We start from the raw sequence: 27,000 nt of genomic DNA on the forward strand, positions 1-27,000 counted from the left end.
GCGCCCGTCGGGAGGCTCGTCACTGTCATAGGGCAGCTGCGTGAGCACTGTCCCTGGATGGGCGCCCTGACACACGCCTCGCTGGTGGAGTACCTCCTGGAGGAGGCGTACGAGGTGGCCGAAACCATCGAGGAGGGTCACCCCGACGCCGAACTCCAGGGCGAGCTGGGCGACGTCCTGCTCCAGGTGGTGCTGCACGCCCGGCTGGCCGAGGAACGCGGTGCGTTCAAGTTCGACGACGTGGCGCGCGGCCTGGCTGCCAAAATGATCCGCCGGAACCCGCACGTGTTCCAACCTGACGGTTCCCTGCAGGAGAGCTTCCCGGCCACCGTTGAGGAGATCGAGCAGAAGTGGGACGAGGTCAAGCGGGCCGAACGCCCGGAGCGGCCCAGCGCCTTTGAGGGCATCCCGGAGGCCCTCCCGGCGCTGGCCAAGGCCCAAAAGTCGTTGGACCGTGCCGCCCGCGCGGGCCTCGGGCTTCCCGACGGCGCTGCCGTCCCTCAAAGCGAGGAGGAACTCGGAAACCTGCTGCTCGCCGTCGTGCGTTCCGCCCGTGACAACGGCATGGACGCTGAGCGTGCCCTCCGTGCCGCGGTCCGCCGTTACCAAGGCGGCCACGCGCCATCATGACGTCACGGCCCCGGCCGGTTTGAGTAACCCGGACCACTCTCGACTACGCTAGTCCCTGACGAGTACGTCGAGTTTTTTGCCTGATTCCCCCCGTTAATCGCCCATAAGGAGCAAATTCATGGCGCTTATCGATGCCATCCACGCCCGCGAGATCCTCGATTCCCGTGGCAACCCCACCGTAGAAGTTGAAGTCCTGCTTTCCGACGGCCAGATCGGCCGCGCGGCCGTTCCCTCCGGCGCTTCCACCGGCGAGCACGAGGCCGTCGAACTGCGCGACGGCGACAAGGGCCGCTACCTCGGCAAGGGCGTGCAGAAGGCCGTCGACGCCGTGATCGACCAGATTGCCCCCGCCCTGACCGGCTTCGACGCCACCGACCAGCGCAGCATCGACCAGGCCATGCTGGACCTGGACGGCACCCCCAACAAGGGCAAGCTGGGCGCCAACGCCATCCTGGGCGTCTCCCTGGCGGTCGCCAACGCAGCCGCGGCCTCTGCCGACCTGCCGCTCTACAAGTACCTGGGCGGCCCCAACGCGCATGTCCTGCCCGTGCCGCTGATGAACATCCTCAACGGTGGATCCCACGCCGATTCCGACGTCGACATCCAGGAATTCATGATCGCCCCGATCGGCGCCGAGACCTTCTCCGAGGGCCTGCGCTGGGGCGTCGAGGTGTACCACAACCTCAAGTCCGTGCTCAAGGAAAAGGGCCTGTCCACCGGCCTCGGCGACGAAGGCGGCTTCGCCCCGAACCTGCCGTCCAACCGTGCAGCACTGGACCTGATCCAGGAAGCCATCAAGAACGCCGGCTACACCCCGGGCAAGGACATCGCCCTGGCCCTGGACGTTGCCTCCTCCGAATTCTTCAAGGACGGCGCCTACCAGTTCGAAGGCAAAGCGCTCTCCGCCACCGAGATGAGCGCTTACTACGCCGAACTCGTGGCCGACTACCCGCTGGTCTCCATCGAAGACCCGCTGGACGAGAACGACTGGGAAGGCTGGAAGACCCTCACCGACACCATCGGCGACAAGGTCCAGCTGGTGGGCGACGACCTGTTCGTCACCAACCCCTCCATCCTGCAGCGCGGCATCGACACCAAGACCGCCAACTCCCTGCTGGTCAAGGTCAACCAGATCGGTTCCCTGACCGAGACCCTGGACGCCGTCAGCCTGGCCCAGCGCGCCGGCTACACCACCATCACCTCGCACCGCTCCGGCGAAACCGAGGACACCACCATCGCCGACATCTCGGTGGCCACCAACGCCGGCCAGATCAAGACCGGCGCCCCGGCCCGCTCCGAGCGCGTCGCCAAGTACAACCAGCTGCTGCGCATCGAAGAGGAACTCGACGACGCCGCACGCTACGCCGGACGCAGCGCGTTCCCGCGTTTCAAGGGCTAGTAACCGCCTAAACCCATCCGCGGTGGCTATGGTTGAAAGACCATAGCCACCGCTGTTGTTTCCAGCAGCATTTGTTTCAGCAGTGTTTGTCCAGCACAGATAGTGGCTGCCCAGGCAGGCTGCGTTTCAGGAGTGTCATGGCTACCCGCCGCCCCAAAGTTCCCAAGGTCGCCCCCGCCCGTCCAGCCAAGGAAACGGCCGACGACGGATCCGCCGGCGGTGCCGAGGTCATCCGGGCGGATTTCCGGCCGGGCAAGGGCGCCGCTACGACGGGCAAAGCACCGGCGGGCGATAACCCGGGGCGTGGAACTGCGGGCAAGGCCGCGGCGAAGGCATCGCAGGCAGCCAAGTCCGGGCCTTCCGCCGCACGCAAGGGCAGCAGTTCCGTTGACGGCAAGAGCGTCCGGGACGGCGATGAGGATCAGCACCCTGTCCCCGCCAAGGCGTTCTCCGGCCGCATGCTGGCGCTGGCCGTGGTGATGATTGCCATCACCATCATGCTGGCGCCCACGGTGAAGATCTTCTTCGACAAAAAGGCCGAAATCGACGCGCTGAATGCCGATATCGCCGCACGCCAGGCGGAAGGCGATGCCCTCCGGCAGCAGGTTTCGCGGTGGCAGGACCCCAACTACGTCAAACAGCAGGCCCGCGACCGCATTAACATGGTTATGCCGGGCGAAACCGGCTACTGGGTTTTTGGCAGCGATGAGCCGGCCGGAGAAAGCAGTAGCCCCGCCGGCGCAGCAGCACAAGACCCCGCCGATCTGCCGTGGGTGGATTCCCTGTGGGAGTCCATCAGGCGCGCGGCCACAGACTGAACCGCACAGGAAGGACGGCCCGCGAACATGGAACACAACACGGCAGCCGCCCGGGACGAATCCCGCCAACCGACAGCACACGACCTTGAAGTACTGAGCAGGCAGCTGGGACGCCCCGTCCGCGACGTCGTGGAGATTCCGGCGCGCTGCGTCTGTGGAAACCCCCTGGTGGCTGCCACCGCCCCGCGTCTCAGCAACGGCACCCCCTTTCCCACCACCTTCTACCTGACGCACCCGGTGATCACGTCCGCGGTTTCCAGGCTTGAAGCGGCCGGCGTCATGAACAGCATGAATGAACAACTGGCAGGCGATGCCGGGCTCGCGGCTGCCTACCGCTCAGCACACGAGGAGTACCTCGCTGCCCGTGCGGCCATCGGGGAGCGTTCGGGCATCGGCGCTGTGCCTGAAATCGACGGCGTCTCCGCCGGCGGGATGCCCACGCGAGTCAAATGCCTGCACGTCCTGGTGGGCCACTCCCTGGCGGCAGGCAGCGGCGTCAATCCCCTGGGCGACCAGGCGCTTGACATGATCAGCGAATGGTGGACGGCGGACAGGTGCTACTGCGACGGTGCCTGGGACACCACAGGCGAGGCACCGTCCAGGGACCTCAGCCGCCACGGACCGCAGGGCCTGCCGGACATCGTGGGGCGCCCTGCCCCCGTGCGGAAGTCCGCCGGCGCCGCAGAGGCCGCCGAATGACCCGCGTGGCCGCCATCGACTGCGGCACCAACTCCATCCGGCTGCTGATTGCGGACATCGACCGCAGCAGCGGCGCCGCGAACCTCACCGACGTCGTCCGGGAGATGCGCGTGGTCCGGCTGGGCCAGGGCGTGGATGCTACCGGCGAACTGGCCCCGGAGGCGCTGGACCGGACCTTTGCCGCGGCGGCTGACTACGCCCGGCTGATTAAGGAGCACGGCGCGGAGCGGATCCGCTTTGTGGCCACCTCCGCAAGCCGCGATGCGCGCAACCGGGACGTCTTCGTGGACGGCATCAGGGACCTGCTGGGAGTGGAACCTGAGGTGATCTCGGGGGACGAGGAAGCGGCACTGTCATTCGCCGGCGCCAGCAGCGTCCTGCCCATCCTCGACGGCCACCAGGTGCTGGTGGTGGACCTCGGCGGTGGAAGCACCGAATTCGTCCTCGGCACCGCAGCCGGGGTAACCGCGGCAAAGTCCGTGGACATCGGCTGTGTCCGGCTCACCGAACGGCACCTGCGCAACGATCCTCCCACCGCCGAACAGATCGCTGCCGCGGAAGCCGACGTGGACGCTGCCATGGCCCGCGCCGGGCGCGACGTACCGCTGGAACGCGCCACCGCCGTCGTCGGTGTTGCCGGGTCCGTCACCACCATTACCGCGCACGCGCTCCGCCTGCCCGGGTATTCCCCCGCCGCAATCCACGGCGCCGAACTCCCCATCGGGGAAGTCCGCGCCGCCGCCACCGACCTGCTGGGCATGACCCGGGCGCGCCGCGCGGCACTGCCGTACATGCACCCGGGACGCGTGGACGTCATCGGCGCCGGGGGACTGGTATGGCGCCGCATCCTGGAACGGATGGGGGAGCTGACCGGGGGGCGCATCACCGCGGCCACCGCAAGCGAGCACGACATCCTCGACGGCATCGCGCTGAGCATCGGTTAGGCCATGCACTCCACCCCAGCTTCCATCCCGCTCCTGCCCCGTGCGGCGGCCGCCGCCGTAGCCGTCCTCCTGGCAGCGTCCTGCCTGTGCGCCGGCCTCTTCACTGCACCCGCCGCAAACGCCGACGAATGGCGCGACAAGGAATACTGGCTGGCAGACTCCGGTATTACCAAGGCCTGGGAGGTGTCAAAAGGTGCCGGCGTCAAGGTGGCCGTCATTGACAGCGGCATCGACGCCCAGCACCCGGACCTCAAAGGCGCGGTCGTCGGCGGTTACGACGCCTCGGGCTCCGGCCAGCCCGACGGCCAGAAAAGCGTCGGCTCCAAACCCGAACACGGCACCTTGGTGGCCACCATGCTGGCCGGCCGCGGACACCAGCCGGCCAGTGCAAGCCCCAGCCCGGGTCCCGGGCAGCCCGGCACTCCGCCGGACGGGATCATGGGCGTGGCGCCGGAGGCCCAGCTTTTGTCCGTTTCCACCTGGCTGGGCTCGGCCAACCCCTCGGGCAAAAGCGACCAGGACCAGATTCCCGAGGCCGTCCGCTGGGCCGTGGACAACGGCGCCAAGGTGATCAACATTTCGCTGGGCAGCACCACCCCGCAGTGGCCGCAAAGCTGGGACGCCGCGTTCCTGTACGCAGAACAAAAGGACGTGGTCATCGTTGCCGCCGCGGGCAACCGCGTGGGCGGCAACACCCAGGTGGGCGCCCCCGCCACCATCCCCGGCGTACTCACCGTGGCGGGCCTGGACCGGAAGAACGTGGCCAGCGTGGACGCCTCATCGCAGGGGATCAGCATCGGGGTGGCTGCCCCCGCAGAGAACCTCCTGGGCGGCCTCCCCGGCGGGAGCTACGCGGAGTGGGCCGGGACCTCCGGGTCCACGCCCATCGTTTCCGGCGTCGCCGCCCTGATCCGGTCCAAGTGGCCGGACATGAGCGCCGAACAGGTGATCAACAGGATCGTCTCCACGGCAAAGGATGCCGGCCCTCCGGGCAAGGACCCGCTGTACGGCTATGGCATCCTGAACGCCGAGGCCGCGCTCAAGGCCGACGTCCCCCAGGTGTCGGTGAACCCGTTGGGCACCGTAGCCGAATGGATCCGCGTGCACCGGCGCGGCAACGCCGCGCCTGCAACTCCCCAGCCCACCGCCACCTCAGCGCCCATCGCGGCACCCACGCTGCCGGACGCCACCGTCCCGGCCGCCAAGGCACCCTCTCAGCGCGACACTGCCATCGGTGCCGCCGTCGTGATCGGTTTTGCCGTCCTGTTCGTGGCGATCATCGCTGCTGCCGGCATCTCGCTCCGGAGGGCTGCCCGGAACCCGGCCCTTGCCCGGGAGGAGCCGGAGACAGGGGTAGTGGAACAGGTGCAATCGCGCAGTAATCCGCACGTTACGGACCGGGGGGCAAGTTAGTGAAGATTTTCACAAACTGCGCTATCCTTAAACTATGGCAACCACCCCACAGCTCCAGGACCGTCCCAGGGTACTCGTCGTCGGCGGCGGGTACGTCGGCCTGTACGTAGCACTGAAACTGCAGAAGAAGATCGCGAATGCCGGTGGCATCGTCACCGTCGTCGATCCGCTGCCCTACATGACCTACCAGCCGTTCCTCCCCGAGGTGGCCGGCGGCAACATCGAGGCCCGCCACGCGGTGGTGTCCCACCGCCAGCACCTCAAGCAGACGGAACTGATCCAGGGCCGCGTTACCTCGATCGACCACGAAAACCGCACAGCTGTGGTGGCTCCCGCCGACGGCGGCGAAAACTTTGAAATTCCGTACTTCGACGTCGTGCTCGCAGCCGGCGCCATCACCCGCACGTTCCCCATCAAGGGCCTCGCGGACAAGGGCATTGGCCTGAAGACCATCGAGGAAGCCGTTGCGCTGCGCAACAAGCTGCTGGAGCGCATCGAGGTTGCCTCCACCATGACGGACCCCGCCGCACGCGCCCGCGCCCTCACCTTCGTGGTGGTCGGCGGCGGCTTTGCCGGCATCGAGTGCATCACCGAGATGGAAGACCTCGCCCGCGCAGCCGTGCGCAACAACCCCCGCATCAAGCAGGAGGAAGTCCGCTTCGTCCTGGTCGAAGCCATGGGCCGCATCATGCCCGAGGTCACCGCCAAGCAGGCCGAGTGGGTTGTGGACCACCTGCGCAGCCGCGGCATCGAGGTCCTCCTGAACACCTCGCTGGACAGCGCCGAAGGCACCCTGAAGCTCATCAACCTTCCGGACAAAACCCCCGCCCAGGAATTCGAAGCCGACACCCTGGTGTGGACGGCCGGCGTGCAGGCCAACCCGATGGTCCGCTCCACCGACTTCCCGCTCGAGCCCCGCGGCCGCGTCCGCGTCCTGCCGGACCTGCGCATTGCCGGGGACGAAGGCATCGTGGAGAACGCGTGGGCCGCAGGCGACATCGCCGCCGTTCCGGACCTCACCGGCAAGGGCCTGCCTGACGGCACCTGCGTCCCCAACGCCCAGCACGCCCTGCGCCAGGCCAAGCGCCTTGCCAAGAACCTGTGGGCTTCGCGCTGGGACAAGCCGCTGGCTGACTACAAGCACAAGAACCTTGGTGCGGTGGCCGGCTTCGGCGAATGGAAGGGCGTTGCCAACATCAACCTCCTGGGCCGGATCGGCCTCAAGGGCCCGCTGGCGTGGCTGGCCCACCGCGGCTACCACGGCATGGCCATGCCCACGTTCGAGCGCAAGTTCCGCGTGATCTTCAACTGGATCATCGGCTTCTTCGCCGGCCGGGACACCACCCAGCTCATGGACCTGGACAACCCCCGCGGCGCCTTCGTCGCGGCAGCTACCCCCGCCCCGAAGCCGGCAGCCGCACCAGCGGCAGTTCCGGCCGGCGGCTCTGGTTCAACCGCCACCACCGCTGCCAAGGAAACGGTGGCGGCCAACGCCAAGTAGTGCGTCTGCTCCCGCTTTACAGCGTCCGACGGCGGCCGTCCCCTTTGCGGGGCCGGCCGCCGTCGGCGTTTCCAGCCAACGTGCCATTCACAGGTACCATTGACCCCGGCGCCCCAGTAGCCCAATTGGCAGAGGCAGCGGACTTAAAATCCGCGTGTTGTGGGTTCGAGTCCCACCTGGGGTACAGACTGTCCCGGCACGGCGCTGCCGTCCCGGCGTTCCGAAAGCCGCCTGCCCAGCAGGCGGCTTTCGGCGTTTAATGCCCCACAGGAAACTACTGTTATAAGGCTGTGACCTCAGTCACTTAGGTTCGCTGGCGTCTATGCACTAGCTTGAAGCTAAATCAGGAATACCTGGTCCCGCTCCGGGCGCCACAGCGCCCGTTCCGCACCCGCATCGCACGGTCCTGTTTCGGAAGGCAGATTAATGTACCGAAAGAAAGTCCTCACTTCGTTGGCAGCGGCAGCCACGTTCAGCATGCTGCTGTCGGCCTGCGCCAACCAAGCAGGCCCCAGCAACACCGAGAGCTCCGGCTCGTCCAACAAAGTGAACATCCCCGCCATTTCGAAAGTGGACGTTCCCTCCGGCGCGGTCAAGCCCGCCGGCGACGGCAAGGCGACCTGCCCGTCCACCACCACGCTGGCCTACGCCGGCGCCCAGACCGGCCCCAACGCGCAGCTCGGCGTCAACATTTTCAACGGCATCCAGCTGGCCATCGACCAGCACAACAAGGCCAACCCGGGCTGCCAGGTGCAGTTCAAGAAGTTCGATACCGAAGGCGACCCCAACAAGGCCACCGGCCCCGTCACCCAGCTGGTGAGCGAGCCGGACATCCTGGGTGTGGTCGGCCTCCCGTTCTCGGGTGAGTCCAAAGCCACGGGCAACATCTTCGAGCAGAAGGGCCTGGTGCACATCACGCCGTCGGCCACCAACCCGGGCCTGACCAACAACGGCTGGACCACCTTCTTCCGGGGCCTCGGCAATGACGCCGTCCAGGGTCCGGCGGCCGCCAAGTTCCTCACCGGGAAGCTCGGCGCCAAGAAGGTCTACCTGGTCCAGGATGATTCCGACTACGGCATCGGCCTGGGAACCTCCACCTCTGCCGGCCTGGGCAGCGCACTGGCCGGGACGGAAAAGGTGACCACCGGGCAGAAGGACTTCTCGGCAGTCATTTCCAAGATCATGAACGCCAAGGCGGACGCCGTCTTCTACGCCGGCTACTACGCAGAGGGCGCCCCGTTCGACCAGCAGCTGGTCGGCAAGGGGTTCACGGGAACGTTCGTGGCACCGGATGGCGTCAAGGATGACCAGTTCATCAAGCAGGCAGGCGATGCTTCCAACAACGCCTACTTCACCTGCCCCTGCATCCCCGGTGAGCTGATTCCTGATTTTGCATCGGCTTACAAGGACATCGCCAAGGGTGCAGAACCCGGTACGTACTCCATCGAGGGCTACGACGCCGCAACCGTGCTCCTGTCCGGGATCGACGCCGGCAAGCAGAACCGCGCCGACCTGCTTGCCTGGGTCAAGGCCTACGACAAGGACGGCCTGAGCAAGCACTACAAGTGGGATGCGAAGGGCGAGCTCCAGGCCCCGACCGTGTACGGCTACAAGGTGGAAAACGGGAAGATCGTTCCCATCGGCCCCATCGGGGAGTAGCAGCCCGGCGCAAGACAATGGCTGTGGGGGCCAGCATCAGCAGGCCCCCACAGCCTTTTCTTCGCTTGGCAGCAGCCCAGGACCAAACTACGTCAATAGACACAAGTCCCACGGCCGGGCCCACAAGGCCGCGTGCAACTGGATCAGGATGTTCCCATGCTTCCCTCTCTTGTCCCACTACTCCCGACTGAAAACGACTGGATCACCTTCGACATACCGTCCCTGGCCCAGAACTTCTGGAGTGCCACCTTTGACGGTCTCACCTTCGGGGCCATCTACGCGCTCGTAGCGCTGGGCTACACCCTGGTCTACGGCGTGCTGAACCTGATCAACTTCGCCCACTCGGAAGTGTTCATCGTCGGCTGCTACGCAGTCTTCTTCACCCTCAGCAGCCTGGGCTTCGGCCCCTCGGTTCCCCGGCTCGACATCTGGGCGATCATCCTGAACCTGTTGCTGGCGCTGGTTTTGGCCATGGTTGCCTCGGCCGTCACAGCCTTCCTGCTGGAACGCATCGCATACAAACCCCTTCGGCGACGCAACGCCCCCCGCCTGGTCTTCCTGATCACGGCCATTGGTGCTTCCTTCACCATCCAGTACCTGATCTACCTGTGGCGTGGTCCCAGCCCCGAGCTTGCCCTGACCATGTTCCGGCCCACCCCCATCTTCGACGTCTTCGGCACCATCATCGATTCCCAGCAGCTGGTGATCATCATCGCCGCGGTGATCATGATGGTGGGCATCGACAGGTTCATCAGCAAGTCCCGCACCGGCCGCGGCATCCGGGCCGTTGCCCAGGATCCTGATACCGCAACATTGATGGGCGTCAACAAAGAGCGCATCATTATTACCACCTTCGTCATCGGAGGCCTGCTCGCAGGAGCCGCCGCCTTGTTCTATGTCATGAAAATCCCGTCCGGTGTCCAGTACAGCGGCGGATTCGTCCTGGGCATCAAGGCCTTCGCGGCCGCTGTGCTCGGCGGCATCGGCAACGTCCGCGGCGCCCTGCTGGGCGGCCTGCTGCTCGGCCTGATCGGCAACTACGGCCAGATCCTGCTGGGCAACTCGCAGTGGACCGACGTCGTGGCCTTCGTGGTGCTGGTGCTCGTGCTGCTGCTGCGGCCCGAAGGCATCCTGGGAACCTCCCTTGGAAGGAGCAAAGCATGAGCATGACGGACGGCCCCACACCGCTGCAGACAGCGGCGGCCCAACAGGCAGCAGAGGACCGCGAAGCTTCCTCGAAGGCCGCAGGAAAGAGCAACCTCCGCCAGCGGGGCAGACGCAAGTCCGGGTACTTCTCCGACCGGTGGCACGCACTGTCCCGGCAACAGCAGTGGGCGTTCCTGATTATCGTCGTCGTCCTGGCCTACCTGCTCCCGCTGATGAACCCGCCCATCATCACCACCGAGCCCGGCAACAACTTCGCCCTGGCCTGCTTCGACATGGCCCGGTTCGCACTGATCGCCGTCGGCCTCAACGTGGTGGTGGGATACGCCGGCCTCCTGGACCTGGGATATGTCGCCTTCTTTGCCGTGGGCTCCTACTGCGCAGCAATGCTGACCAGTCCGGACTCGCCCTTCCTGCATATCCCATACCTGTGGACCATTCCGATCGCCATGGCCGTCACCATGTTCTTCGGCGTAGTGCTGGGCGTGCCCACCTTGCGCCTTCGAGGCGACTACCTGGCCATCGTGACGCTCGGATTCGGCGAAATCGTCCGCATCCTGGCCACGATCATCCCGGCAATGAAGGGCCAGGTGGGCTTCCAGAACGTTGGCCACCCGCCGGGTACCGAGGCTGACGGAACGCCCATCTTCTCCAACTCGAACGGCGTGCCCTGGTACTGGCTGACGTTGACCATCATCATCATCGTCACCCTCCTGGTAGGCAACCTGGAACGCAGCCGGGTTGGCCGCGCCTGGATCGCCATCCGTGAAGACGAGGACGCCGCCGAAATCATGGGCGTTCCCACCTTCAAATACAAGGTGTGGGCCTTCGCCATCGGCGCAGCGATCGGCGGACTATCCGGCGCCCTCTTCGCCGGGCAGGTGGGGTTCGTCAACAACCAGAAATTCGACGTCACCACGTCCATCCTGTTCCTCGCCGCCGTCGTGCTTGGCGGAGCGGGCAACAAGGTTGGTGCCATCCTTGGCGGCGCCCTGGTCAGCTACATCCCGCTGAGGTTCACGGCCATTGCCGAATACAAGTACCTGATCTTCGGCATTGCCCTGGTGCTGATCATGATCTTCCGTTCCCAGGGACTGCTCCCGGCACGGCAGCGGTTGCTCGCCTACGGACGGACTGCCCTGAACAAGGTGGTCACCCGCGAGGTCACCCAGCCCAAGGACACGGACAATCCACCAGCCGGTCCCGACACCCGGGCGGCCGGACAGAGAGGAGCGGAGGCATGAGCTCCGAGGAAAGGCACGGCGGCTCCAGCAGCGTGGAGGAACAGCCGGCAAGTGATGGCTCCGCGGCTGTTGCGCCCGAGATCGACATCGAAGCCCTGGCAGAGGCCGGCGTGGACCCGGAACTTGCCGAGAAGGTGGCCCCGGACCGCGACATCGCGGTCAAGGTGGGCGACAACATCGTGGAAGTCCAGAACCTGACCATCAAGTTCGGCGGCCTCGTGGCGCTGGACAACATCAGCTTCAACATCAAGCGGGGCGAGATCCTGGGCCTCATCGGGCCCAACGGCGCCGGCAAGACCACCTGCTTCAACGCGATGACCGGCGTTTACAAGCCCACCAGCGGGAAGGTGGTGCTGGAAGGCCAGGTCCTGAACGGCATCAAGCAGCACAAGATCACCCGCCTGGGCCTGTCCCGCACCTTCCAGAACATCCGCCTGTTCGGTGAGATGACCGCCCTCGAAAACGTGGTGGTGGGCCTGGACGCCCGGCACCGGACCAGCGTCGGCGGGGCGCTGCTGCGCCTGCCCACCCACATCAGGGAGGAGAAGTCCGCCATCGAACGGGGCATGGCCCTGCTGGACTTCGTTGGCATCGGCAGCCACGCGCATGTCCTGTCCCGGCAACTGCCGTACGGCTACCAGCGCCGCCTGGAGATTGCCCGGGCCCTGGCAACCGATCCCAAGGTCCTGTGCCTCGACGAGCCTGCGGCCGGATTCAATCCTGCCGAAAAGGAAGAACTGATGGCGCTCATCCGCACCATCAGGGATGAGGGCTACACCGTGCTGCTGATCGAGCACGACATGAAGCTCGTGATGGGCGTCACGGACCGGATCGTCGTGCTGGAATTCGGGAAGAAGATTGCGGATGGACTGCCGCGCGAGATCCGCGAGGACCCGCGCGTTATTGCCGCCTACCTAGGAGAGCCCGAAGATGACGTTGCTTGAACTTAAGGACGTTTCCGTGCACTACGGCCGCATCCAGGCCCTGCGGAACATCTCCTTCACCGTGGATGAAGGTGAAGTCGTGGCGTTGATCGGCGCCAACGGTGCCGGCAAAACCACCACGATGCGGACAATCTCCGGGTTGCTGAACTGCTCGGAAGGCCGGATCATGTTCGCCGGCCAGGACATCACCAAGATGAAGGCCCATATCCGGGTGGTCCACGGAATCTCCCAGGCCCCCGAAGGCCGCGGTATCTTCCCGGGCATGACCGTCATGGAAAACCTGGATATGGGCACTTTCGGACGCAAGGACAGAAGCGGGGTGGGGAAGGACCTGGACCGCGTGTTCGACCTGTTTCCCCGCCTGAAGGAGCGGGAAAAGCAGTACGGGGGCACCATGTCCGGCGGCGAGCAGCAGATGCTGGCCATTGGGCGGGCCCTGATGTCCAACCCGAAGCTGCTGCTCCTGGACGAGCCCTCCATGGGCCTGGCACCACAGTTCATCCGCCAGATTTTCAAGATCATCAAGGAAATCAACAACCAGGGCACCACCGTCCTGATGGTGGAACAGAACGCCAACCAGGCCCTGGCCGGGGCACACCGCGCCTTCGTGCTGGAGACCGGGGAGATCACCCACAGCGGAACAGGAAAGCAGTTGCTGGACGACCCGTCCATCAAGGAGGCCTACCTGGGGGTGGGGTAGTTCGCCGCACGGGGCCCGGTGCCGGGAAAGGTGCAACGGTCACGGTTCGGTTGCAACCGGGCCCCAAGGGAACTTTCCCTGCTGCCTCCGCGTGGGAATTGGTAGCGTAACAAAAAGCTCATCACCCACATCCACATGGAGGAATCCCGCAATGGCACTTGGCGGCAACCCGATCTTCAACGGAAAGAATTTCCGTGGAGCCACCCAGGCACCGCCTGTCCCGCAGGCTCCCTACGGCGCTCCCTACGGCCAGCAGCCCTATGGCGGCCAGGCACCGTACGGCCGCCAGCCCTACGGCCAGCAGGGCTGGGGCACGCAACCCCAGAGCATGACCGACGAGCAGCTGCGGCAGATGTACAGCCAGCCCTCGGCCGGCCCCGCAGACACCGGCAGGATGACGTTCGACGACGTCATCATGAAGACCGCGGCCTGCCTCGGCGCCGTGCTGGTGGGCGCAGCCATCACCCTCACGGTGGGCCTGCCGCTGGCGTCAATGCTGATGATTGTCGGCGCCCTGGGCGGGTTCGTGCTGGCCCTGGTCAACACCTTCAAGAAGCAGCCTTCGCCGGCACTGATCCTTGCGTACGCGGCGCTGGAGGGCCTCTTCCTCGGCGGACTCACCAGGATCCTCGATACCCAATTCCCCGGTGTGGGGCTGCAGGCGGTCATCGGTACCCTGTCCGTATTTGCCGTGACCCTGGTGCTCTTCAAGAGCGGCAAGGTCCGGGCCACCCCGAAGGCCATGCGGTTCTTCATGATCGCCATCATCGGCTACGCCGTGTTTGCCCTGGTCAACATGGTGCTGATGTGGACCGGCGCCCTGCAGCAGCCCTTCGGCCTGCGCAGCGTCGAGATCTTCGGGATCCCGCTGGGCGTCTTCATCGGCCTGCTCGCCATCGGCCTCGCCGCCTTCTCGCTGATCATGGACTTCACCAGCATCGAGGAAGGAGTCCGCAGCGGAGCCCCGCAGCGCTTCTCCTGGACGGCTGCATTCGGGCTGACCGTCACCCTCGTCTGGCTCTATGTGGAGATCATCCGCCTGCTGGCCATCCTGCGCGGCGACGACTAGGCACCCGGGCAGCTTCCGCCGTCGTAAACCAAAAACCGTGGGCTCCACCAGACTGGTGGGGCCCACGGCCGTTAAGGGCTGACGGCATCAGGCTGCCGCGGCGTCCCTAGGCAAGGCGCAGGGCGCCGGCGGCAGGGGAAACGGTAAAGATGTCCGGCGCCTTGAAGCCGGCGTCGGCAAAAGCCTGGGTGACGGCGGCGCGCACCTTCTGCTCGGCGTCCACCGGGGTCAGCGCAATCGCAGCTCCGCCAAAGCCGCCCCCGGTCATGCGGGCACCAATGGCCCCATGGGCCCGCGAGGTGTCCACGGCCAAGTCCAATTCCGGGCAGGAAATTTCAAAATCATCGCGCATGGAGGCATGGCTGGCGTCCAGCAGGGGACCGATGGCGCTGGGACCGGGGCCGCCCAGAAGCTCCACGGCCTGGAGCACGCGGTCATTTTCGGTGACAACGTGCCGCACCCGGCGGAACGTCACCTCATCCAGCAGGCCGCTTGCCTCCTCAAGGTCAGCCACCTCGACGTCCCGCAGTGCCTTAACCCCCAGCACTTCCGCCCCAAGCTCGCAGGATTCCCGGCGTGACGCATAGCCCCCGTCGGCGTGGGAGTGCGACACCTTGGTGTCAATCACCAGGAGCACCAGGCCTGCGGGTTCGGTCTCGAAAGGAACCAGGCTTGCCTTCTGGTCCCGGCAGTCCAGGAAGACGGCGTGGCCCTTCGAGCCGCGAAGGGAAGCTGACTGGTCCATGATCCCCGTGGGCGCACCCACGAAGTCGTTCTCCGCACGCTGGGTTGCCAGCACCATGTCCTGGGCCGACAGCCCGGCACCCGTGAGGTCGTTGAGCGCCGTGACGACGGCGCATTCGATGGCGTGCGACGACGACAGGCCGGCACCGAGCGGGACGTTCGAGTCCAGGAGCAGGTCCAGCCCGGGAACGGTGATGCCCCGCTCCCGGAGGGCCCACATGACGCCGAGGGGGTACTTGGTCCAGCCCTTCGCTGTTCCCGGCCGCAGGGTGCCGAGGGTGGTGGTGACCACGCCCTGGTCGCCGTACGTGGACAGGAGCCGCACGGTTGAATCCGGGCGGGCCGCGATGGCCACCCGGGCGGTGCGGTCGATGGCGAAGGGGAGGACGAAGCCCTCGTTGTAGTCGGTATGTTCGCCGATGAGGTTAACCCGGCCCGGTGCTTGCCAGATGCCGTCGGGAGCGCCTCCGAACTCGAGTTCAAAGCGGGCGCCGAGACTTTGGGCGGCGGGTGCGGATGCGGGCGCGGCCTTGGCCGGATCCTGGGTGCTCACGCGGAAGCTCCTTCCGGGGTGGCCGCCATGGCGGCGGCAGGCACGGACGACGGCGGGACCGCAACACTGCGCAGCCGTTCCGCCACAATTTCGGGGGTGGTGTCGTTGATGAAAGCGCCCATGGCCGCTTCGGAGCCGGCCAGGTACTTCAGCTTATCGGCCGCCCTGCGCGGGGAGGTGAGCTGAAGATGGAGGTAGCCCGCCGGCCGGAGGAAGTCATCCAGCGGCGCCTGGTGCCAGGCGGAGATGTAGGGAGTGGGCGTGGGGTACAGGGCATCCACCCGCTTGAGCAGGTCGAGGTAGACGTGTGCCAGCTCGTCCTTTTCCTCTCCGCCCAGTGCAGCCAGGTCCGGCACCCGGCGGTGGGGGACGAGGTGGATCTCCAGCGGCCAACGGGCCGCGAAGGGCACATAGGCGCTGAAATGCGTGCCTTCGAGGACCATTCTGCTGCCGTCTTCCCGTTCGGCCCGCAGCAGGGAACCGGTCAGGGTGTCCCTGCCGTCCTGCGCGTCGTAGTACTTCCGGGCGGCCGCCCCCAGGGTGCCGGCCCGCGGGGTGATGTAGGGGTAGGCATAGATCTGCCCGTGTGGGTGATGCAGTGTCACGCCGATGTCCGCGCCGCGGTTTTCGAACGGGAACACCTGCTTGACGCCGGCCATGGCGCTCAAGGCAGCGGTACGCTGCGCCCAGGCCTCGATCACCGTGCGGGACCGCTCCCCGCTGAGGCCGCTGAAGGACCCGGTGTGGTCGGGGGTGAACGACACTACTTCGCAGCGGCCGTACGCCGGGCCTTTCGTTCCCCATGCGGCGTTGTCAGGCACGGGCCCCAGGGCCGGTCCCAGCGAGGGGAACCGGTTTTCGAAGACCACAACGTCGTAATCCGGGGCAGGGATCTCGGAAGCGTTGGCGGGCGTGGTGGGGCAGATGGGGCACTGGTCTGCCGGCGGCAGGTGGGTGCGGGCCTGGCGGTGCGCGGCGACGGCCACCCATTCGTCCGTCAGGGCATCGAAGCGCACCTCGCCCGGCTCCCCGCGAGGGGGCAGGCCGCGGTGGTCGGTGGTGAGGTGCCCGGCGCGTGACGTGCTGGTGCTGTCATCGTCGAAGTAGATCAGCTCCCGCCCATCGGAGAGTCTGGTACTGGTAATCCCTGTCATACAAAAAGTCTTGCATAAACGATCAAGAAAGAATAGTTAACAACAAAAAGTAACAAAGGGGGATGGAAGGGCCATTCGTGCCATGTACGGTAATGCCCATGACAGCCTCTTCCGAACACGGAACCTCCACCCGCTCATCCGCCCTGTCCTGCGCCACCGGCCGGCAATACGAGCTTCGCCGGGGCGACGCCGTCGCCGTGGTCACGGAGCTCGCTGCAGGGCTCCGCTCCTTCAGCCGGGGCGGGGTTCTGCTGACCGAAACCTACGGCGATGATCAGATCGCCCCCGGTGGGGCAGGCATCACCCTGGCGCCCTGGGCCAACAGGGTGGAGGACGGGGTCTGGTTCCTCGACGGCCGGAAGCAGCAGCTGGACATCACCGAAGTGTCCCGCAACAACGCCAGCCATGGCCTGCTTCGGAATACCGGCTACGCGGCGGTTGCGGAGTCGCAGGACGCCGTGGCACTGGAGGCCACAGTTTTCCCGCAGCACGGCTATCCGTTCCTGGTGCGCCACAGGGTGGAGTACCGGCTTTCGGAAGACCTGGGGCTGCAGGTCAGGCAGACCCTCACGAACGACTCGGCGGCGGCCGCCCCATTCGTTCTGGGCGCCCACCCCTACCTGCGGCTTGGTGACACCCCGGTTGAGGAACTGCAGCTGACCGTTGCCGCCGGCACCCAACTGGTGACCGATGAGCGATTGATTCCCCGCAGTTCGGCCCCTGTAGCCGGGGATGTGGATTTTCGGTCCGGGCGGCACATCGCGGACCTGGCGGTGGACGTGGCCCTGACGGACCTCAGCTTCGAAGGGGGCAAGGCGCGGCACACCCTCGCGGCGTCCGACGGCGGGGAGGTGTCGCTGTGGCAGGACGAGGCCTGCCGCTACGTCCACATCTTCGTGAGCACGGTGTACCCGGGCCGTAGCCGTGCATTGGCGGTGGAGCCGATGACGGGACCGGCCAACGCGTTCAACTCCGGCGACGGTCTCCGGTGGCTGGCTCCGGGGGAGTCCTTCAGCATGCAATGGGGCATCGACTACAAGCCCGGCGCGGCGGGGGAGTAGTTTCCCATCGGGCCGCAGCTGGGGAAGTATTGGCATATGACGCCTAACGAGGACGACGTTACCCTGGCCCGCCCGGTTTCAGCGCCGGCGCCCGCCTCCGCTGCGCCGCTGCGGGTCCTGACGGACCGTGAGCTGGACAAGGACATACCCTACGGCATCCGCATAGCGGCGTCCTGGTCGTGGCGGCTGGGCCTGATTCTCCTGATGGTGGGGACGCTGGTCTGGCTGCTCAGCCACATCACCCTCCTGATCATCCCGATTATGGTGGCCGCCCTCCTCGCCGGTCTCCTGAGCCCGGTCACGGTGTGGCTGAAGCGGCACGGGCTGCCTGCTGGGCTAGCCGTCGCCGTGACGGTCCTCGGGTTCATCGGTGTCATTGTCGGTGCCCTGGCCCTGGTGGGCAGGCAATTGGCGGTGGGATTCGGCGAGCTCTATTCCCAGGCCCTTGAAGGCGTCCGGCAGGTCCAGGACTGGCTCTCTGCCGGCCCCCTGCACCTCACGGCCGCCCAGATCGACCAGTACATCAGGGAAGCCACCGACGCGCTGCAGAACAACAGCAGCAGCATCCTCAGCGGCGCCCTGTCCTTCGGCAGCACCGCGGGGCACTTCGCTGCCGGCATGCTGCTGTCGCTGTTCATCCTGATCTTCTTCCTCCTGGAAGGTGACCGGATCTGGGCGTTCCTGGTGAAGATGCTTCCGCGCAAAGCCCGGGCCGCCACCTTCGGCGCCGGCCGCAGGGGCTGGGCGTCCATGGTCAGCTACGCGCGCATCCAGATGTTCGTCGCGGCAGTGGACGCGCTCGGCATTGGCGTGGGCGCCGCCATTATCGGAGTCCCGCTTGCGCTTCCACTGGGCGTGCTGGTCTTCCTCGGCTCCTTCATCCCGGTGGTGGGCGCCCTGTTGACCGGTATCGTGGCCATCCTGCTGGCGCTGGTGGCCAACGGCCCCATCAACGCCCTGATCATGCTGGCCATCGTCCTGCTGGTCCAGCAGCTTGAAGGCCACATCCTGCAGCCCCTGGTCATGGGCAAGGCAGTCTCGCTGCACCCGGTGGCTGTGATCCTCAGCGTTGCGGCCGGTTCCTACCTTGCCGGCATCCCCGGAGCGCTGTTCTCGGTACCCATCCTGGCCGTAGCAAATTCGGCTGTTCGCTACATCGCCGCAAGAACGTGGGAACATGAACAGGTGCCGGTAATTGCCGGGAAGCCCATCACGGCCGGAGCAGGCGGGGACAACACCATCAAGGACGTTGAACCGCCGTCTGTACCTGGCGCGGGGAAGGACGCGGCGTCCGGCACTCCAGCCGAACACCGCGATGCCCGTGATTCCTCCCCGGAAGGCACCGGGGCAGAACCCAGAGGAGAGTAGTCCGTGAAGATCCTTGAAACCCTTCCCGTCACACTGGACGATGTCCTTGAGGCGCAGAAGCTGCTTGACGGGATTATCGCGCGCACTCCCGTGGAATCGTCGCGGGCGCTGGGGACCATGGTAGGCGGCGACGTCTATTTCAAATGCGAAAACCTGCAGCGCGCCGGCTCGTTCAAGGTCCGCGGGGCCTACGTCCGGATGGCGCGGCTCTCCCCGGACGAGAAAAAGCGGGGAGTGGTGGCAGCCTCCGCCGGCAACCACGCCCAGGGCGTTGCCGTCGCCGCCAAGAGCCTGGGCATCAAGGCCCGGATCTACATGCCGCTGGGCGTGGCACTGCCCAAGCTCGCCGCCACCCGCAGCCATGGCGCCGAAGTGGTCCTGCACGGGCACAACGTGGACGAGGCGCTCGCTGAAGCCCAGCGCTACAGCAACGAAACGGGCATGGTCTTCGTCCACCCGTTCGACAATGTGGACGTGGTGGCCGGCCAGGGCACCGTGGGCCTGGAAATCCTCGAGCAGGTCCCCAACGTTGACACAATCCTCATGGGTGTGGGCGGCGGTGGGCTCCTGGCAGGGGTCGCCGTTGCCATCAAGGCCCGCGCCAGGGAACTGGGCCGGGAGATCCGCATCATTGGCGTCCAGGCGGAAAACGCCGCCGCCTACCCGCCCTCGCTGGCCGCCGACGCGCTGGTGCCGCTGAAGAAGGTTTCCACCATGGCGGACGGCATCGCCGTGGGGCGTCCGGGGCAGCTGCCCTTCAGCATCATCCGCGAGCTGGTGGATGATGTGGTCACCGTCAGTGAAGACTCCCTGGCCCGCGCCCTGATCTTCCTGCTGGAACGGGCCAAGATGGTGGTTGAACCTGCAGGGGCGGTGGGCGTTGCAGCCCTCATGGACGGCAAGATCGAGAACCCGGGAACCACCGTGGCCGTGCTCTCCGGCGGAAACATCGACCCCATGCTGATGCTCAAGGTGATCCAGCGCGGCCTCTCCGCCGCAGGCCGCTACATGACGGTGCGGATGATGCTTGATGACCGCCCCGGCTCACTGGCAACCATTGCCCGCATCATTGCCGAAAACGATGCCAACGTCACCGGCCTGGACCACACGCGGGTGGGAGGCTCCATCAGCATGGGCGACGTCTCCATCACCGTGAACCTGGAAACCAAGGGCCACCAGCACGGTGAGCAGGTCCTCAGCGCACTCCGTGCCGAGGGTTTCCAGCCGATCGTCGTGCACTAGGAACGGGCCTTGGCAGGACTGACGGGCAACGGACGCCTCCCCGGGCGGCAGGCCATCGCGTCCCGCGCGAAGGGCGGGTTGGTGGTGCTGGGCGGCTTTGTGGCTGTGCTGTTCGCCATCGAAGTGGTCAACACACTGATGATGGGGGCCCTCACCCGGACCTTCGGCCTGCGGCCCAGGAGTGCCGACGGGCTGCTGGACATCTTCACCTTCCCGCTCCTGCATGCCAACCTGAACCACCTGCTTTCCAACAGCCTGCCCCTGGTCGTCTTCGGCTTCCTGGTGTTCCTCTCCGGGTTGCGCGTGTTCCTCACCGCCCTTGCCTTCAGCTGGCTCGGCAGCGGGCTGACTGTGTGGCTGATCGGGAACGGCATCACCGTGGGCGCTTCAGGCCTGGTGTTCGGGCTCTTTGCGTTCCTGCTGGTCAGGGGCTTCTTCAACCGCAGTTGGCGCCAGGTCCTGCTCGCAGTGGTCCTTTTCATGGGCTACGGCAGCATTCTCCTGGGCGCCCTGCCGTTCGTGTCCGGATACGTGAGCTGGCAGGCGCACCTTGGCGGGGCCGCCGGCGGCGTGGTGGCGGCGCTGCTGCTTCGTCCGCGCGCGTCTGGGATGCCGGCGAAGTTATAGCAGCCGGCCTGAAGTAGGCCCGGCACAAGGCCTTAACGGGAAGCGGTGGCCGTCCCCTGGGGGGAGGGCCACCGCTTCCCGGTTTCGCGCTGTCCTGTTACGGAGCACTGCGCGTACAAAGCTATGCGCGGAGCTAGCCGGCGTAGGGCTTGGCGGAGAGGATCTCCACCTTGATGTCCTTGCCGTTGGGCGCCACGTAGCTGAGGGTCTCGCCCTCCTTGTGGCCCAGGATGGCAGCGCCAAGCGGCGACTTTTCACTGAAGACATCCAGGTCTGAGTCGCCCGCGATCTCACGTGAACCCAGCAGGAAGGTCTCCTCGTCGCCCGCGATCCTGGCCACCACGATCATGCCGGGCTCCACGATGCCGTCATCGGCAGGCGATTCACCCACATGGGCATCCCGGAGCAGTGCCGTCAGCTGGCGGATGCGGGCCTCAATCTTGCCCTGCTCCTCCTTGGCCGCGTGGTAGCCCCCGTTTTCCTTGAGGTCCCCCTCTTGCCGCGCTGCTTCAATCTTCTGGACGATCTCCGCCCGGCCAGCGCCGGAAAGGTGGTCCAGCTCTGCCTTCAGGCGGTCAAAAGCTTCCTGGGTGAGCCAGGCTGCAGATGCGCTGTTGGTGGTAGACACGGACTTCTCCTCTAGTGGTCCTACAATGCAAAAGACCCCGCCACGGTGGCCACTTGTGGAACAGCAACCAGCTCAGCGGGGTAAAGGTATCTCCCCATTGTAGTCAATCCTCTGGAGATAACCCAACAGGGAAGCGTTCCACGTCACACTGCTCAGGACGCCCCGGCTGGAATCCAGCAGCTGTCCACCACGCCCGATACCGACTCCGACTCCGTGCGCAACGTGACGCGCTGGGCCACCGTCCTGCCGCCGTCGGCCGTTCCATCCGCCACCGAAGGCGGGATGTCCACCACTTTCCAGCCCACCACAGCGAACTTGGAATCCAGCGCCTTCACGGCACATTTCACGGGCTTGCCCGGTTCCCGCGTCACCTGGAAGTCCACCTCGGCGAGCGTGGCATCGGTGGTGCTGTAACCCACGTCCTTGAACGTCACTCCGGAGAGCGAATTCGATGTGGTCACCCACGCCAGGAACCCGATTCCCGCGGCAAGCGCCAGGCCGATCGCGGCCCGGGTGGCCTTAGGGGAGAGCCGGCGCTTTTTAGCACCATACCGATTGGCTAGGCTAGTGTCTGCGGGCGCGGGGCGGGCCGGCTGGTCCGGGGAAGTCACCAGACCAGTTTAGTTCCCTTTCCGCCGGCGCTTTGCGGCGGCTGCAGCTGCCGGCGAGGCAGCGCACCCGCGACACCATCCGAAAGCTGCCACGAGCCGCAAAAGAAGAATTAGGAGCCGTCCCCTCCATGACAGCGTCCAGCAACTCCCAGGTGCCGCTGCGGCTGCTCGCGGTCCACGCCCACCCGGATGACGAATCAAGCAAGGGTGCTGCGACCATGGCCATGTATGCGGCTGCCGGTGTGGACGTGCTGGTGGCAACCTGCACCGACGGTTCCCGCGGCGACATCCAAAATCCTGCGGTGGAAGACGAACCCCACCCCAAGCGGGATATGGCCGGTGCCCGGAGGCTGGAGATGCAGCAGGCTGCCGCCATCCTCGGGATCCGCCAGCGGTGGCTTGGATTTGTGGACTCGGGCCTTCCCGAAGGCGACCCGCTGCCGCCGCTCCCCACCGGATCGTTCGCCACCCTGCCCCTGCACCAGGCCGCGGCGCCCCTGGTGCGGCTGGTGCGTTCCTTCAAGCCGCACGTCATCCTCAGCTATGACGAGAACGGCGGCTACCCGCACCCGGACCACATCATGGCGCACAGGGTGGCCGTGGAAGCCTTCGAGGCCGCAGGCGATCCCGAACGCTATCCGGAGGCGGGGGAGCCATGGGAGCCAGGCAAGCTCTATTACGACCGCGCCTTCAGCCCTGAGCGGTTCCGGGCACTGCACTTTGCGCTGGAGGAGGCAGGGCTGCAGTCACCGTACGCCGAGCGCCTGGCCGCCTGGCTGGAGTCCGACGCCGAGGGGCACACCCCGCCGCCGGCCGCGCACCCCACCACCACCCAGATTGACTGCGGGGACTTTTTCGAAGTCCGCGACGATGCGCTGCGCGCGCACCGGACGCAGGTGGACCCGCTGGGGTTCTTCTTCGCCGTTTCGCCCGACATGCAGCGCCGGGTTTGGCCGTGGGAGGACTATTCGCTGATCCATTCCAGGGTGCCCTCCGAGCTCCCCGAGAAGGACCTGTTCGCCGGGCTAAGATAGACACGGCAGGCTATTTCTATCTTGCGTAGAAGACAGGCGCGGCGACGGCCGGTCCCGTCCGCTTCCTGCTGCATCCGCTCCACCAGAAGGTATTAACCGTGCAATCTCTGCTCCTCAGCCTCGCCACTACGCCGACCCCGCTGCCTACTCCGACACTGCGGGAGGGGATTTCCGAGGACCAGGTGACGCCGGGCCTGCTGGGGTTCATCATGACGGCGTTCTTCGTCGTGGCGACTGCCCTGCTCATTGTGGATATGGTGCGTCGGATCCGCAGGGTGCGCTACCGGGCTCAGGTGGAGGAAGAGCGCCTGGCCGCTGCAGCTGCCGCAGATGTTGACGCCGCGGACGTCCAGGACGGGCGCGACGGCGGGACGCCTCCGGAAGCTACCGATGCCAACGGAAACGGCAGTGCCGGGGGACATCCGCAGCCGCGCGAATAGGGCTGTCCCTTCGGCCGGGCCGGCTCCGGAGTGAAGGGGTTCTAGTCGAGGACTGCCATGGCGATCGCCGCGAAGTGTGCCGCGAAGGCGAGCACGGTGAACGCATGGAATAGTTCGTGGAAGCCGAAGTGGTGGTAGCTGAAATTTGGCTTCTTCAGCGCGTAGAAAATTGCGCCCGCAATGTAGAGGACGCCGCCCACGCAGATCAGCACGGCCGCCGGGATGCTTGCCTGGAAGAACTGCGGCAGGTAGAACAGCGCGCCGCAGCCCAGTGCGATGTAGATGGGCACGTAGAGCCAGCGGGGGGCTTCAGTCCACAGCAACCGGAACAGCACGCCGAGGATGGCTCCGGACCAGATGACCCACAGGAGGATCACCGCCTGCTGGCGTTCCAGGAGAGTCCATGCCAGCGGCGTATAGGTGCCGGCGATCACCAGCATGATGTTGGTGTGGTCCAGCCGCTTCAAAACGAGCTTGACGCGCGGGGACCAGTTGCCGCGGTGGTAGACGGCGCTGACGCCGAAGAGCAAAACACCTGTGGCGGCGTAGATGGCGGACGTGATCCGGCGGTCCGTGGTGGGGGCAATGACAACCAGGATAATCCCGGCGGCAAGGGCGAGCGGGGCCGTGACCGTGTGGATCCACCCCCGCCACTTGGGCTTGATCATCAGTAGTTCCGCGAGGCGGACGGCGGCGTCATCCATGGCGCTGGGCCCTGGTTCCGCGGCGGTGTTCCGCTCCTCCGGCTGGGGGTCCCGGGAGGCGTGCGGAGAGTCGCTGTTCATGCCAACAGAATAACTTACGGGCCGGTAAGTTACCCGCGGGTAACATCCCTGCTTTGATGTTCCCGGGGTACTGGCCGTGCCAGCCGGCCACGGGCGGTAGCCTAGGATGTGGATGTACGTACGGCAGGAAAGTCAGGTGAGTGGACGCGTGGAGTTGCCCGGGTTCCTCTATGGCTATTACGAACGCCGGCTGCTTAGGGACCTTCCCCGCGACCGGATCCCCCGCCATATCGGCGTCATGGTGGACGGCAACCGCCGCTGGGCCAAGCAGTTCAACGCACCCACCAGCCAGGGCCACCAGGCCGGGGCGGACAAAATCCACGAATTCCTCGGCTGGTGCCAGGAACTCGGTGTAAAAGTGGTGACGCTCTACATGCTGTCCACGGACAACATGAACCGCTCCAGCGAGGAACTGGACCTCCTGATGGGCATTATCGCCAACACCCTGGACCGGCTGGACGAGGACGCCAACATCTCGGTACACGCCATGGGCGCACCTGAACTGCTCCCGGACTACCTGGCCGAGCGCCTTAACAAGCTCACCGCCAGGACACCCGTCCGGGAAAAAATCCATGTCAACGTGGCGGTGGGCTACGGGGGCCGGCGTGAAATCGTCGACGCCGTCAGGGAACTCCTGCACGACGCCGTCGCCAAGGGCATGGACATCTCCAAGCTTGCCGATGACCTGTGCGTTGATGACATCTCACGCTTCCTGTACACGCGCGGACAGCCGGATCCGGACCTGGTGATCAGGACGTCGGGGGAGCAGCGGCTATCCGGCTTCCTCATGTGGCAGAGCGCCTACAGCGAGTTCTACTTTTGCGAGGCCCTCTGGCCTGCTTTCCGCAAGGTGGATTTCCTGCGCGCCCTGCGCGACTACGCCGGCCGCCAGCGGCGCTTTGGCACCTGAAACCCCCGGTTCATAACAAGTTCACACACCTGCAAGAGAAATCGCCGCGTAATGGTTGCGGAAATTACCCCGGGTGGATTTACGTTATATCCATCAGCAGGCAAAACCGCCGGCTGATCGGGGAGGCCAGTACATGGAGCGAAACATCGCACCGGTTGTATGGGAGGCCGGACCCGGCCTCTTGGCCGAGCCGCCTCACCAATAACAATTCCGGGCTGGCGCCCGGGGCTGGAGTCGATGTGGCTACTTCTGAACAACTGCCCGAGGTCCTGTTTGGACTGGGTGGAAAAGCTACCTCTCGCGCCGAGCGAGCTACCTCTGAAACCGGCGCAGCAACTGATGCTGCGGCCGGTTTTGCTGTCTCCGGAAGGGAAGCCGACATCCACACCTTCGTCATCGACACCTCCGTCCTCCTCTCGGATCCGCGCGCACTCCTGCGGTTTGCCGAGCATGAGGTAGTGGTTCCCGTCGTGGTCATCACCGAACTCGAGGCCAAACGGCATGACCCCGAACTCGGCTACTTCGCACGGAAAGCCCTGCGGCTCCTGGACGACCTCCGGGTCAAGCACGGCGGCCTGAACCAGCCCCTTCCCATCGGCGACGAGGGCGGGACCCTGATGGTGGAACTCAACCACATCTCGTCCGAGGTGCTGCCGTTGGGCTTCCGCAGCGGGGACAACGACAGCCGCATCCTCGCCGTCGCCAAAAACCTTGCCAACGAAGGACGCAACGTTACCGTCGTGTCCAAAGACCTGCCCATGCGGGTCAAGGCGTCCGCCATGGGACTTACCGCCGACGAGTACCGCAACGAACTGGTCAAGGACTCCGGTTGGACGGGTGTTGCCGAAATCGAAGCGGACGAACAGGAGATTTCCACCCTGTACGGCCACGAGCCCGTCTTCATCCCCGCGGCCGCCGAGCTGCCCGTCAACACCGGGCTGGTCCTGCTGTCCAACCGCGGCTCCGCGCTCGGCCGGGTGGGCGCCGACAAGCAGGTGCGCCTGGTCAAGGGCGACCGCGACGTGTTCGGCCTCCACGGCCGGTCCGCCGAGCAGAGGCTGGCCATCGACATGCTGATGGATCCCGCCGTCGGCATCGTTTCCATTGGTGGCCGCGCCGGCACCGGCAAGTCTGCCCTTGCCCTATGCGCCGGCCTCGAGGCGGTGCTGGAACGCCGCGAACACCGCAAAGTGATCGTCTTCCGGCCCCTTTACGCGGTTGGCGGACAGGAACTGGGCTACCTGCCAGGTTCGGAGTCCGAGAAAATGAACCCCTGGGCGCAGGCCGTGTTCGACACCCTCGGGGCCTTGGTCAGCCAGGAAGTAGTGGAGGAGGTCATGGACCGCGGCATGCTCGAGGTCATGCCCCTCACCCACATCCGCGGACGTTCCCTGCATGACGCCTTCGTGATCGTCGACGAAGCACAGTCCCTCGAAAAGAACGTGCTCCTGACGGTCATGAGCCGCATCGGCCAGAACTCCAAGATCGTCCTCACCCACGACGTCGCCCAGCGGGACAACCTGCGGGTCGGCCGCCACGACGGAATCGCCGCCGTCGTCGAAACCCTGAAAGGACACCCCCTCTTCGGCCACGTCACCCTGACCCGCTCCGAACGCTCGCCCATCGCCGCCCTGGTCACCGAACTTCTGGAAGGTTAGC

Annotated in this window: 26 protein-coding genes and 1 tRNA gene; 22 read left to right on the forward strand and 5 right to left on the reverse strand. The window is 66.0% G+C overall.

The genetic code is table 11. The features are described from left to right. The first annotated feature begins 57 nt into the window (after positions 1–57). The 14 genes from ACEN9K_RS07315 to ACEN9K_RS07380 all read left to right on the forward strand — a co-directional run bounded on the left by ACEN9K_RS07315 (position 58) and on the right by ACEN9K_RS07380 (position 14,184). On the forward strand, positions 58–630 hold the full coding sequence (locus ACEN9K_RS07315; RefSeq protein WP_018770200.1) for a MazG nucleotide pyrophosphohydrolase domain-containing protein: 573 nt from the start codon (positions 58–60) through the stop codon (positions 628–630). 118 nt (positions 631–748) lie between these two features. Beyond that, on the forward strand, positions 749–2,029 hold the full coding sequence (gene eno / locus ACEN9K_RS07320) for a phosphopyruvate hydratase (RefSeq protein ID WP_018770199.1): 1,281 nt from the start codon (positions 749–751) through the stop codon (positions 2,027–2,029). Positions 2,030–2,166: 137 nt separating this feature from the next. Next, a complete protein-coding gene (locus tag ACEN9K_RS07325) occupies positions 2,167–2,847 on the forward strand; it encodes an FtsB family cell division protein (RefSeq protein ID WP_268002805.1) in 681 nt (226 codons plus the stop codon). A gap of 27 nt (positions 2,848–2,874) precedes the next feature. Next, positions 2,875–3,546 (forward strand): DUF501 domain-containing protein, encoded by a 672-nt coding sequence (locus ACEN9K_RS07330; protein WP_018770197.1) that lies wholly within the window; start codon positions 2,875–2,877, stop codon positions 3,544–3,546. After that, positions 3,543–4,490, forward strand: a complete 948-nt coding sequence (locus ACEN9K_RS07335) for a Ppx/GppA phosphatase family protein (RefSeq protein ID WP_134164555.1) — start codon at positions 3,543–3,545, stop codon at positions 4,488–4,490. Before ACEN9K_RS07330 ends, ACEN9K_RS07335 begins: the two co-directional genes overlap by 4 nt. 3 nt (positions 4,491–4,493) lie before the next feature. Continuing rightward, positions 4,494–5,903: a S8 family serine peptidase gene (locus ACEN9K_RS07340; protein ID WP_018770195.1), complete on the forward strand. Its 1,410-nt coding sequence runs from the start codon at positions 4,494–4,496 to the stop codon at positions 5,901–5,903. 34 nt (positions 5,904–5,937) lie between these two features. Then, positions 5,938–7,404 (forward strand): NAD(P)/FAD-dependent oxidoreductase, encoded by a 1,467-nt coding sequence (locus ACEN9K_RS07345; protein WP_134164553.1) that lies wholly within the window; start codon positions 5,938–5,940, stop codon positions 7,402–7,404. A 110-nt stretch (positions 7,405–7,514) separates the two neighbouring features. Beyond that, positions 7,515–7,588: transfer RNA gene (locus ACEN9K_RS07350), tRNA-Leu, on the forward strand. 242 nt (positions 7,589–7,830) lie between these two features. Next, entirely contained in the window at positions 7,831–9,063 is a 1,233-nt protein-coding gene (locus ACEN9K_RS07355; protein WP_056393470.1) for a branched-chain amino acid ABC transporter substrate-binding protein, read from the forward strand. Positions 9,064–9,219: 156 nt separating this feature from the next. After that, positions 9,220–10,227 (forward strand): branched-chain amino acid ABC transporter permease, encoded by a 1,008-nt coding sequence (locus ACEN9K_RS07360; RefSeq protein ID WP_018770192.1) that lies wholly within the window; start codon positions 9,220–9,222, stop codon positions 10,225–10,227. Then, positions 10,224–11,471, forward strand: coding sequence for a branched-chain amino acid ABC transporter permease (locus ACEN9K_RS07365; protein WP_495635478.1), 1,248 nt, complete (start codon positions 10,224–10,226; stop codon positions 11,469–11,471). Before ACEN9K_RS07360 ends, ACEN9K_RS07365 begins: the two co-directional genes overlap by 4 nt. Then, entirely contained in the window at positions 11,468–12,415 is a 948-nt protein-coding gene (locus tag ACEN9K_RS07370; protein ID WP_018770190.1) for an ATP-binding cassette domain-containing protein, read from the forward strand. The genes ACEN9K_RS07365 and ACEN9K_RS07370 overlap by 4 nt, the downstream gene beginning before the upstream one ends. Beyond that, positions 12,402–13,115, forward strand: a complete 714-nt coding sequence (locus tag ACEN9K_RS07375) for an ABC transporter ATP-binding protein (protein ID WP_018770189.1) — start codon at positions 12,402–12,404, stop codon at positions 13,113–13,115. Before ACEN9K_RS07370 ends, ACEN9K_RS07375 begins: the two co-directional genes overlap by 14 nt. Positions 13,116–13,266: 151 nt before the next feature. Next, entirely contained in the window at positions 13,267–14,184 is a 918-nt protein-coding gene (locus ACEN9K_RS07380; protein WP_056393472.1) for a Bax inhibitor-1/YccA family protein, read from the forward strand. Positions 14,185–14,290: 106 nt separating this feature from the next. Here ACEN9K_RS07380 and galK read toward each other — a convergent pair whose 3' ends face one another. Both galK and galT read right to left on the reverse strand, forming a co-directional pair. Next, positions 14,291–15,481, reverse strand: coding sequence for a galactokinase (gene galK / locus ACEN9K_RS07385; RefSeq protein ID WP_478222145.1), 1,191 nt, complete (start codon positions 15,479–15,481; stop codon positions 14,291–14,293). Further along, entirely contained in the window at positions 15,478–16,635 is a 1,158-nt protein-coding gene (gene galT, locus ACEN9K_RS07390; RefSeq protein ID WP_495635479.1) for a galactose-1-phosphate uridylyltransferase, read from the reverse strand. The genes galK and galT overlap by 4 nt, the downstream gene beginning before the upstream one ends. A 98-nt stretch (positions 16,636–16,733) precedes the next feature. Here galT and ACEN9K_RS07395 point away from each other — a divergent pair, with 98 nt between their 5' ends. Genes ACEN9K_RS07395 through ACEN9K_RS07410 form a run of 4 tightly spaced genes read left to right on the forward strand, consistent with a single transcriptional unit; the run spans position 16,734 to position 20,933 of the window. Further along, positions 16,734–17,696 carry an aldose 1-epimerase family protein gene (locus ACEN9K_RS07395; protein WP_134164550.1) on the forward strand — a complete coding sequence of 321 codons (963 nt, stop codon included), beginning with the start codon at positions 16,734–16,736 and terminating at the stop codon, positions 17,694–17,696. A gap of 36 nt (positions 17,697–17,732) precedes the next feature. Next, positions 17,733–19,064, forward strand: a complete 1,332-nt coding sequence (locus ACEN9K_RS07400; RefSeq protein WP_208324252.1) for an AI-2E family transporter — start codon at positions 17,733–17,735, stop codon at positions 19,062–19,064. A 3-nt stretch (positions 19,065–19,067) separates the two neighbouring features. Next, the gene (ilvA, locus tag ACEN9K_RS07405; RefSeq protein WP_018770183.1) at positions 19,068–20,306 is read left to right on the forward strand and encodes a threonine ammonia-lyase; all 1,239 of its coding nucleotides are present in this window, start codon (positions 19,068–19,070) and stop codon (positions 20,304–20,306) included. A gap of 9 nt (positions 20,307–20,315) precedes the next feature. Beyond that, positions 20,316–20,933 (forward strand): rhomboid family intramembrane serine protease, encoded by a 618-nt coding sequence (locus tag ACEN9K_RS07410; protein WP_134164549.1) that lies wholly within the window; start codon positions 20,316–20,318, stop codon positions 20,931–20,933. Between the two features lie 133 nt (positions 20,934–21,066). Here the strand turns inward: ACEN9K_RS07410 and greA are convergent, their stop codons facing one another. Both greA and ACEN9K_RS07420 read right to left on the reverse strand, forming a co-directional pair. After that, positions 21,067–21,561, reverse strand: coding sequence for a transcription elongation factor GreA (greA, locus tag ACEN9K_RS07415; RefSeq protein ID WP_018770181.1), 495 nt, complete (start codon positions 21,559–21,561; stop codon positions 21,067–21,069). A gap of 152 nt (positions 21,562–21,713) precedes the next feature. Continuing rightward, positions 21,714–22,172, reverse strand: a complete 459-nt coding sequence (locus ACEN9K_RS07420) for a DUF4307 domain-containing protein (protein WP_134164548.1) — start codon at positions 22,170–22,172, stop codon at positions 21,714–21,716. A gap of 128 nt (positions 22,173–22,300) precedes the next feature. On the opposite strand from ACEN9K_RS07420, the gene mca reads away from it, so the two are divergent. Further along, positions 22,301–23,206 carry a mycothiol conjugate amidase Mca gene (gene mca, locus ACEN9K_RS07425; protein WP_018770179.1) on the forward strand — a complete coding sequence of 302 codons (906 nt, stop codon included), beginning with the start codon at positions 22,301–22,303 and terminating at the stop codon, positions 23,204–23,206. Between the two features lie 98 nt (positions 23,207–23,304). Next, positions 23,305–23,646, forward strand: coding sequence for a hypothetical protein (locus ACEN9K_RS07430; protein WP_056393479.1), 342 nt, complete (start codon positions 23,305–23,307; stop codon positions 23,644–23,646). A gap of 41 nt (positions 23,647–23,687) precedes the next feature. Here ACEN9K_RS07430 and trhA read toward each other — a convergent pair whose 3' ends face one another. Further along, positions 23,688–24,431 carry a PAQR family membrane homeostasis protein TrhA gene (gene trhA / locus ACEN9K_RS07435; protein WP_018770177.1) on the reverse strand — a complete coding sequence of 248 codons (744 nt, stop codon included), beginning with the start codon at positions 24,429–24,431 and terminating at the stop codon, positions 23,688–23,690. A gap of 148 nt (positions 24,432–24,579) precedes the next feature. Between trhA and ACEN9K_RS07440 the strand changes: the two genes are divergently transcribed. Together ACEN9K_RS07440 and phoH2 are read left to right on the forward strand one after the other, a co-directional pair. Then, positions 24,580–25,341: an isoprenyl transferase gene (locus tag ACEN9K_RS07440; RefSeq protein ID WP_018770176.1), complete on the forward strand. Its 762-nt coding sequence runs from the start codon at positions 24,580–24,582 to the stop codon at positions 25,339–25,341. A gap of 239 nt (positions 25,342–25,580) precedes the next feature. Continuing rightward, a complete protein-coding gene (phoH2, locus tag ACEN9K_RS07445) occupies positions 25,581–26,999 on the forward strand; it encodes an RNA 5'-3' helicase PhoH2 (protein WP_018770175.1) in 1,419 nt (472 codons plus the stop codon). Position 27,000: the final 1 nt, after the last annotated feature.

The organism is Pseudarthrobacter sp. Pseusp20, from assembly GCF_059492155.1.

Bases quoted from the DNA above. Each gene is read 5' to 3' on its own strand.
- ACEN9K_RS07395 (WP_134164550.1), top strand. From the start codon at position 16,734: ATGACAGCCTCTTCCGAACACGGAACCTCCACCCGCTCATCCGCCCTG.
- ACEN9K_RS07315 (WP_018770200.1), top strand. From the start codon at position 58: ATGGGCGCCCTGACACACGCCTCGCTGGTGGAGTACCTCCTGGAGGAG.
- ACEN9K_RS07340 (WP_018770195.1), top strand. From the start codon at position 4,494: ATGCACTCCACCCCAGCTTCCATCCCGCTCCTGCCCCGTGCGGCGGCC.
- ACEN9K_RS07400 (WP_208324252.1), top strand. From the start codon at position 17,733: ATGACGCCTAACGAGGACGACGTTACCCTGGCCCGCCCGGTTTCAGCG.
- ACEN9K_RS07375 (WP_018770189.1), top strand. From the start codon at position 12,402: ATGACGTTGCTTGAACTTAAGGACGTTTCCGTGCACTACGGCCGCATC.
- ACEN9K_RS07355 (WP_056393470.1), top strand. From the start codon at position 7,831: ATGTACCGAAAGAAAGTCCTCACTTCGTTGGCAGCGGCAGCCACGTTC.
- ACEN9K_RS07365 (WP_495635478.1), top strand. From the start codon at position 10,224: ATGAGCATGACGGACGGCCCCACACCGCTGCAGACAGCGGCGGCCCAA.
- ACEN9K_RS07335 (WP_134164555.1), top strand. From the start codon at position 3,543: ATGACCCGCGTGGCCGCCATCGACTGCGGCACCAACTCCATCCGGCTG.
- ACEN9K_RS07345 (WP_134164553.1), top strand. From the start codon at position 5,938: ATGGCAACCACCCCACAGCTCCAGGACCGTCCCAGGGTACTCGTCGTC.
- ACEN9K_RS07380 (WP_056393472.1), top strand. From the start codon at position 13,267: ATGGCACTTGGCGGCAACCCGATCTTCAACGGAAAGAATTTCCGTGGA.
- ACEN9K_RS07360 (WP_018770192.1), top strand. From the start codon at position 9,220: ATGCTTCCCTCTCTTGTCCCACTACTCCCGACTGAAAACGACTGGATC.
- galT (WP_495635479.1), bottom strand. From the start codon at position 16,635: ATGACAGGGATTACCAGTACCAGACTCTCCGATGGGCGGGAGCTGATC.
- trhA (WP_018770177.1), bottom strand. From the start codon at position 24,431: ATGAACAGCGACTCTCCGCACGCCTCCCGGGACCCCCAGCCGGAGGAG.
- ACEN9K_RS07370 (WP_018770190.1), top strand. From the start codon at position 11,468: ATGAGCTCCGAGGAAAGGCACGGCGGCTCCAGCAGCGTGGAGGAACAG.
- mca (WP_018770179.1), top strand. From the start codon at position 22,301: ATGACAGCGTCCAGCAACTCCCAGGTGCCGCTGCGGCTGCTCGCGGTC.
- ACEN9K_RS07325 (WP_268002805.1), top strand. From the start codon at position 2,167: ATGGCTACCCGCCGCCCCAAAGTTCCCAAGGTCGCCCCCGCCCGTCCA.
- ACEN9K_RS07330 (WP_018770197.1), top strand. From the start codon at position 2,875: ATGGAACACAACACGGCAGCCGCCCGGGACGAATCCCGCCAACCGACA.
- eno (WP_018770199.1), top strand. From the start codon at position 749: ATGGCGCTTATCGATGCCATCCACGCCCGCGAGATCCTCGATTCCCGT.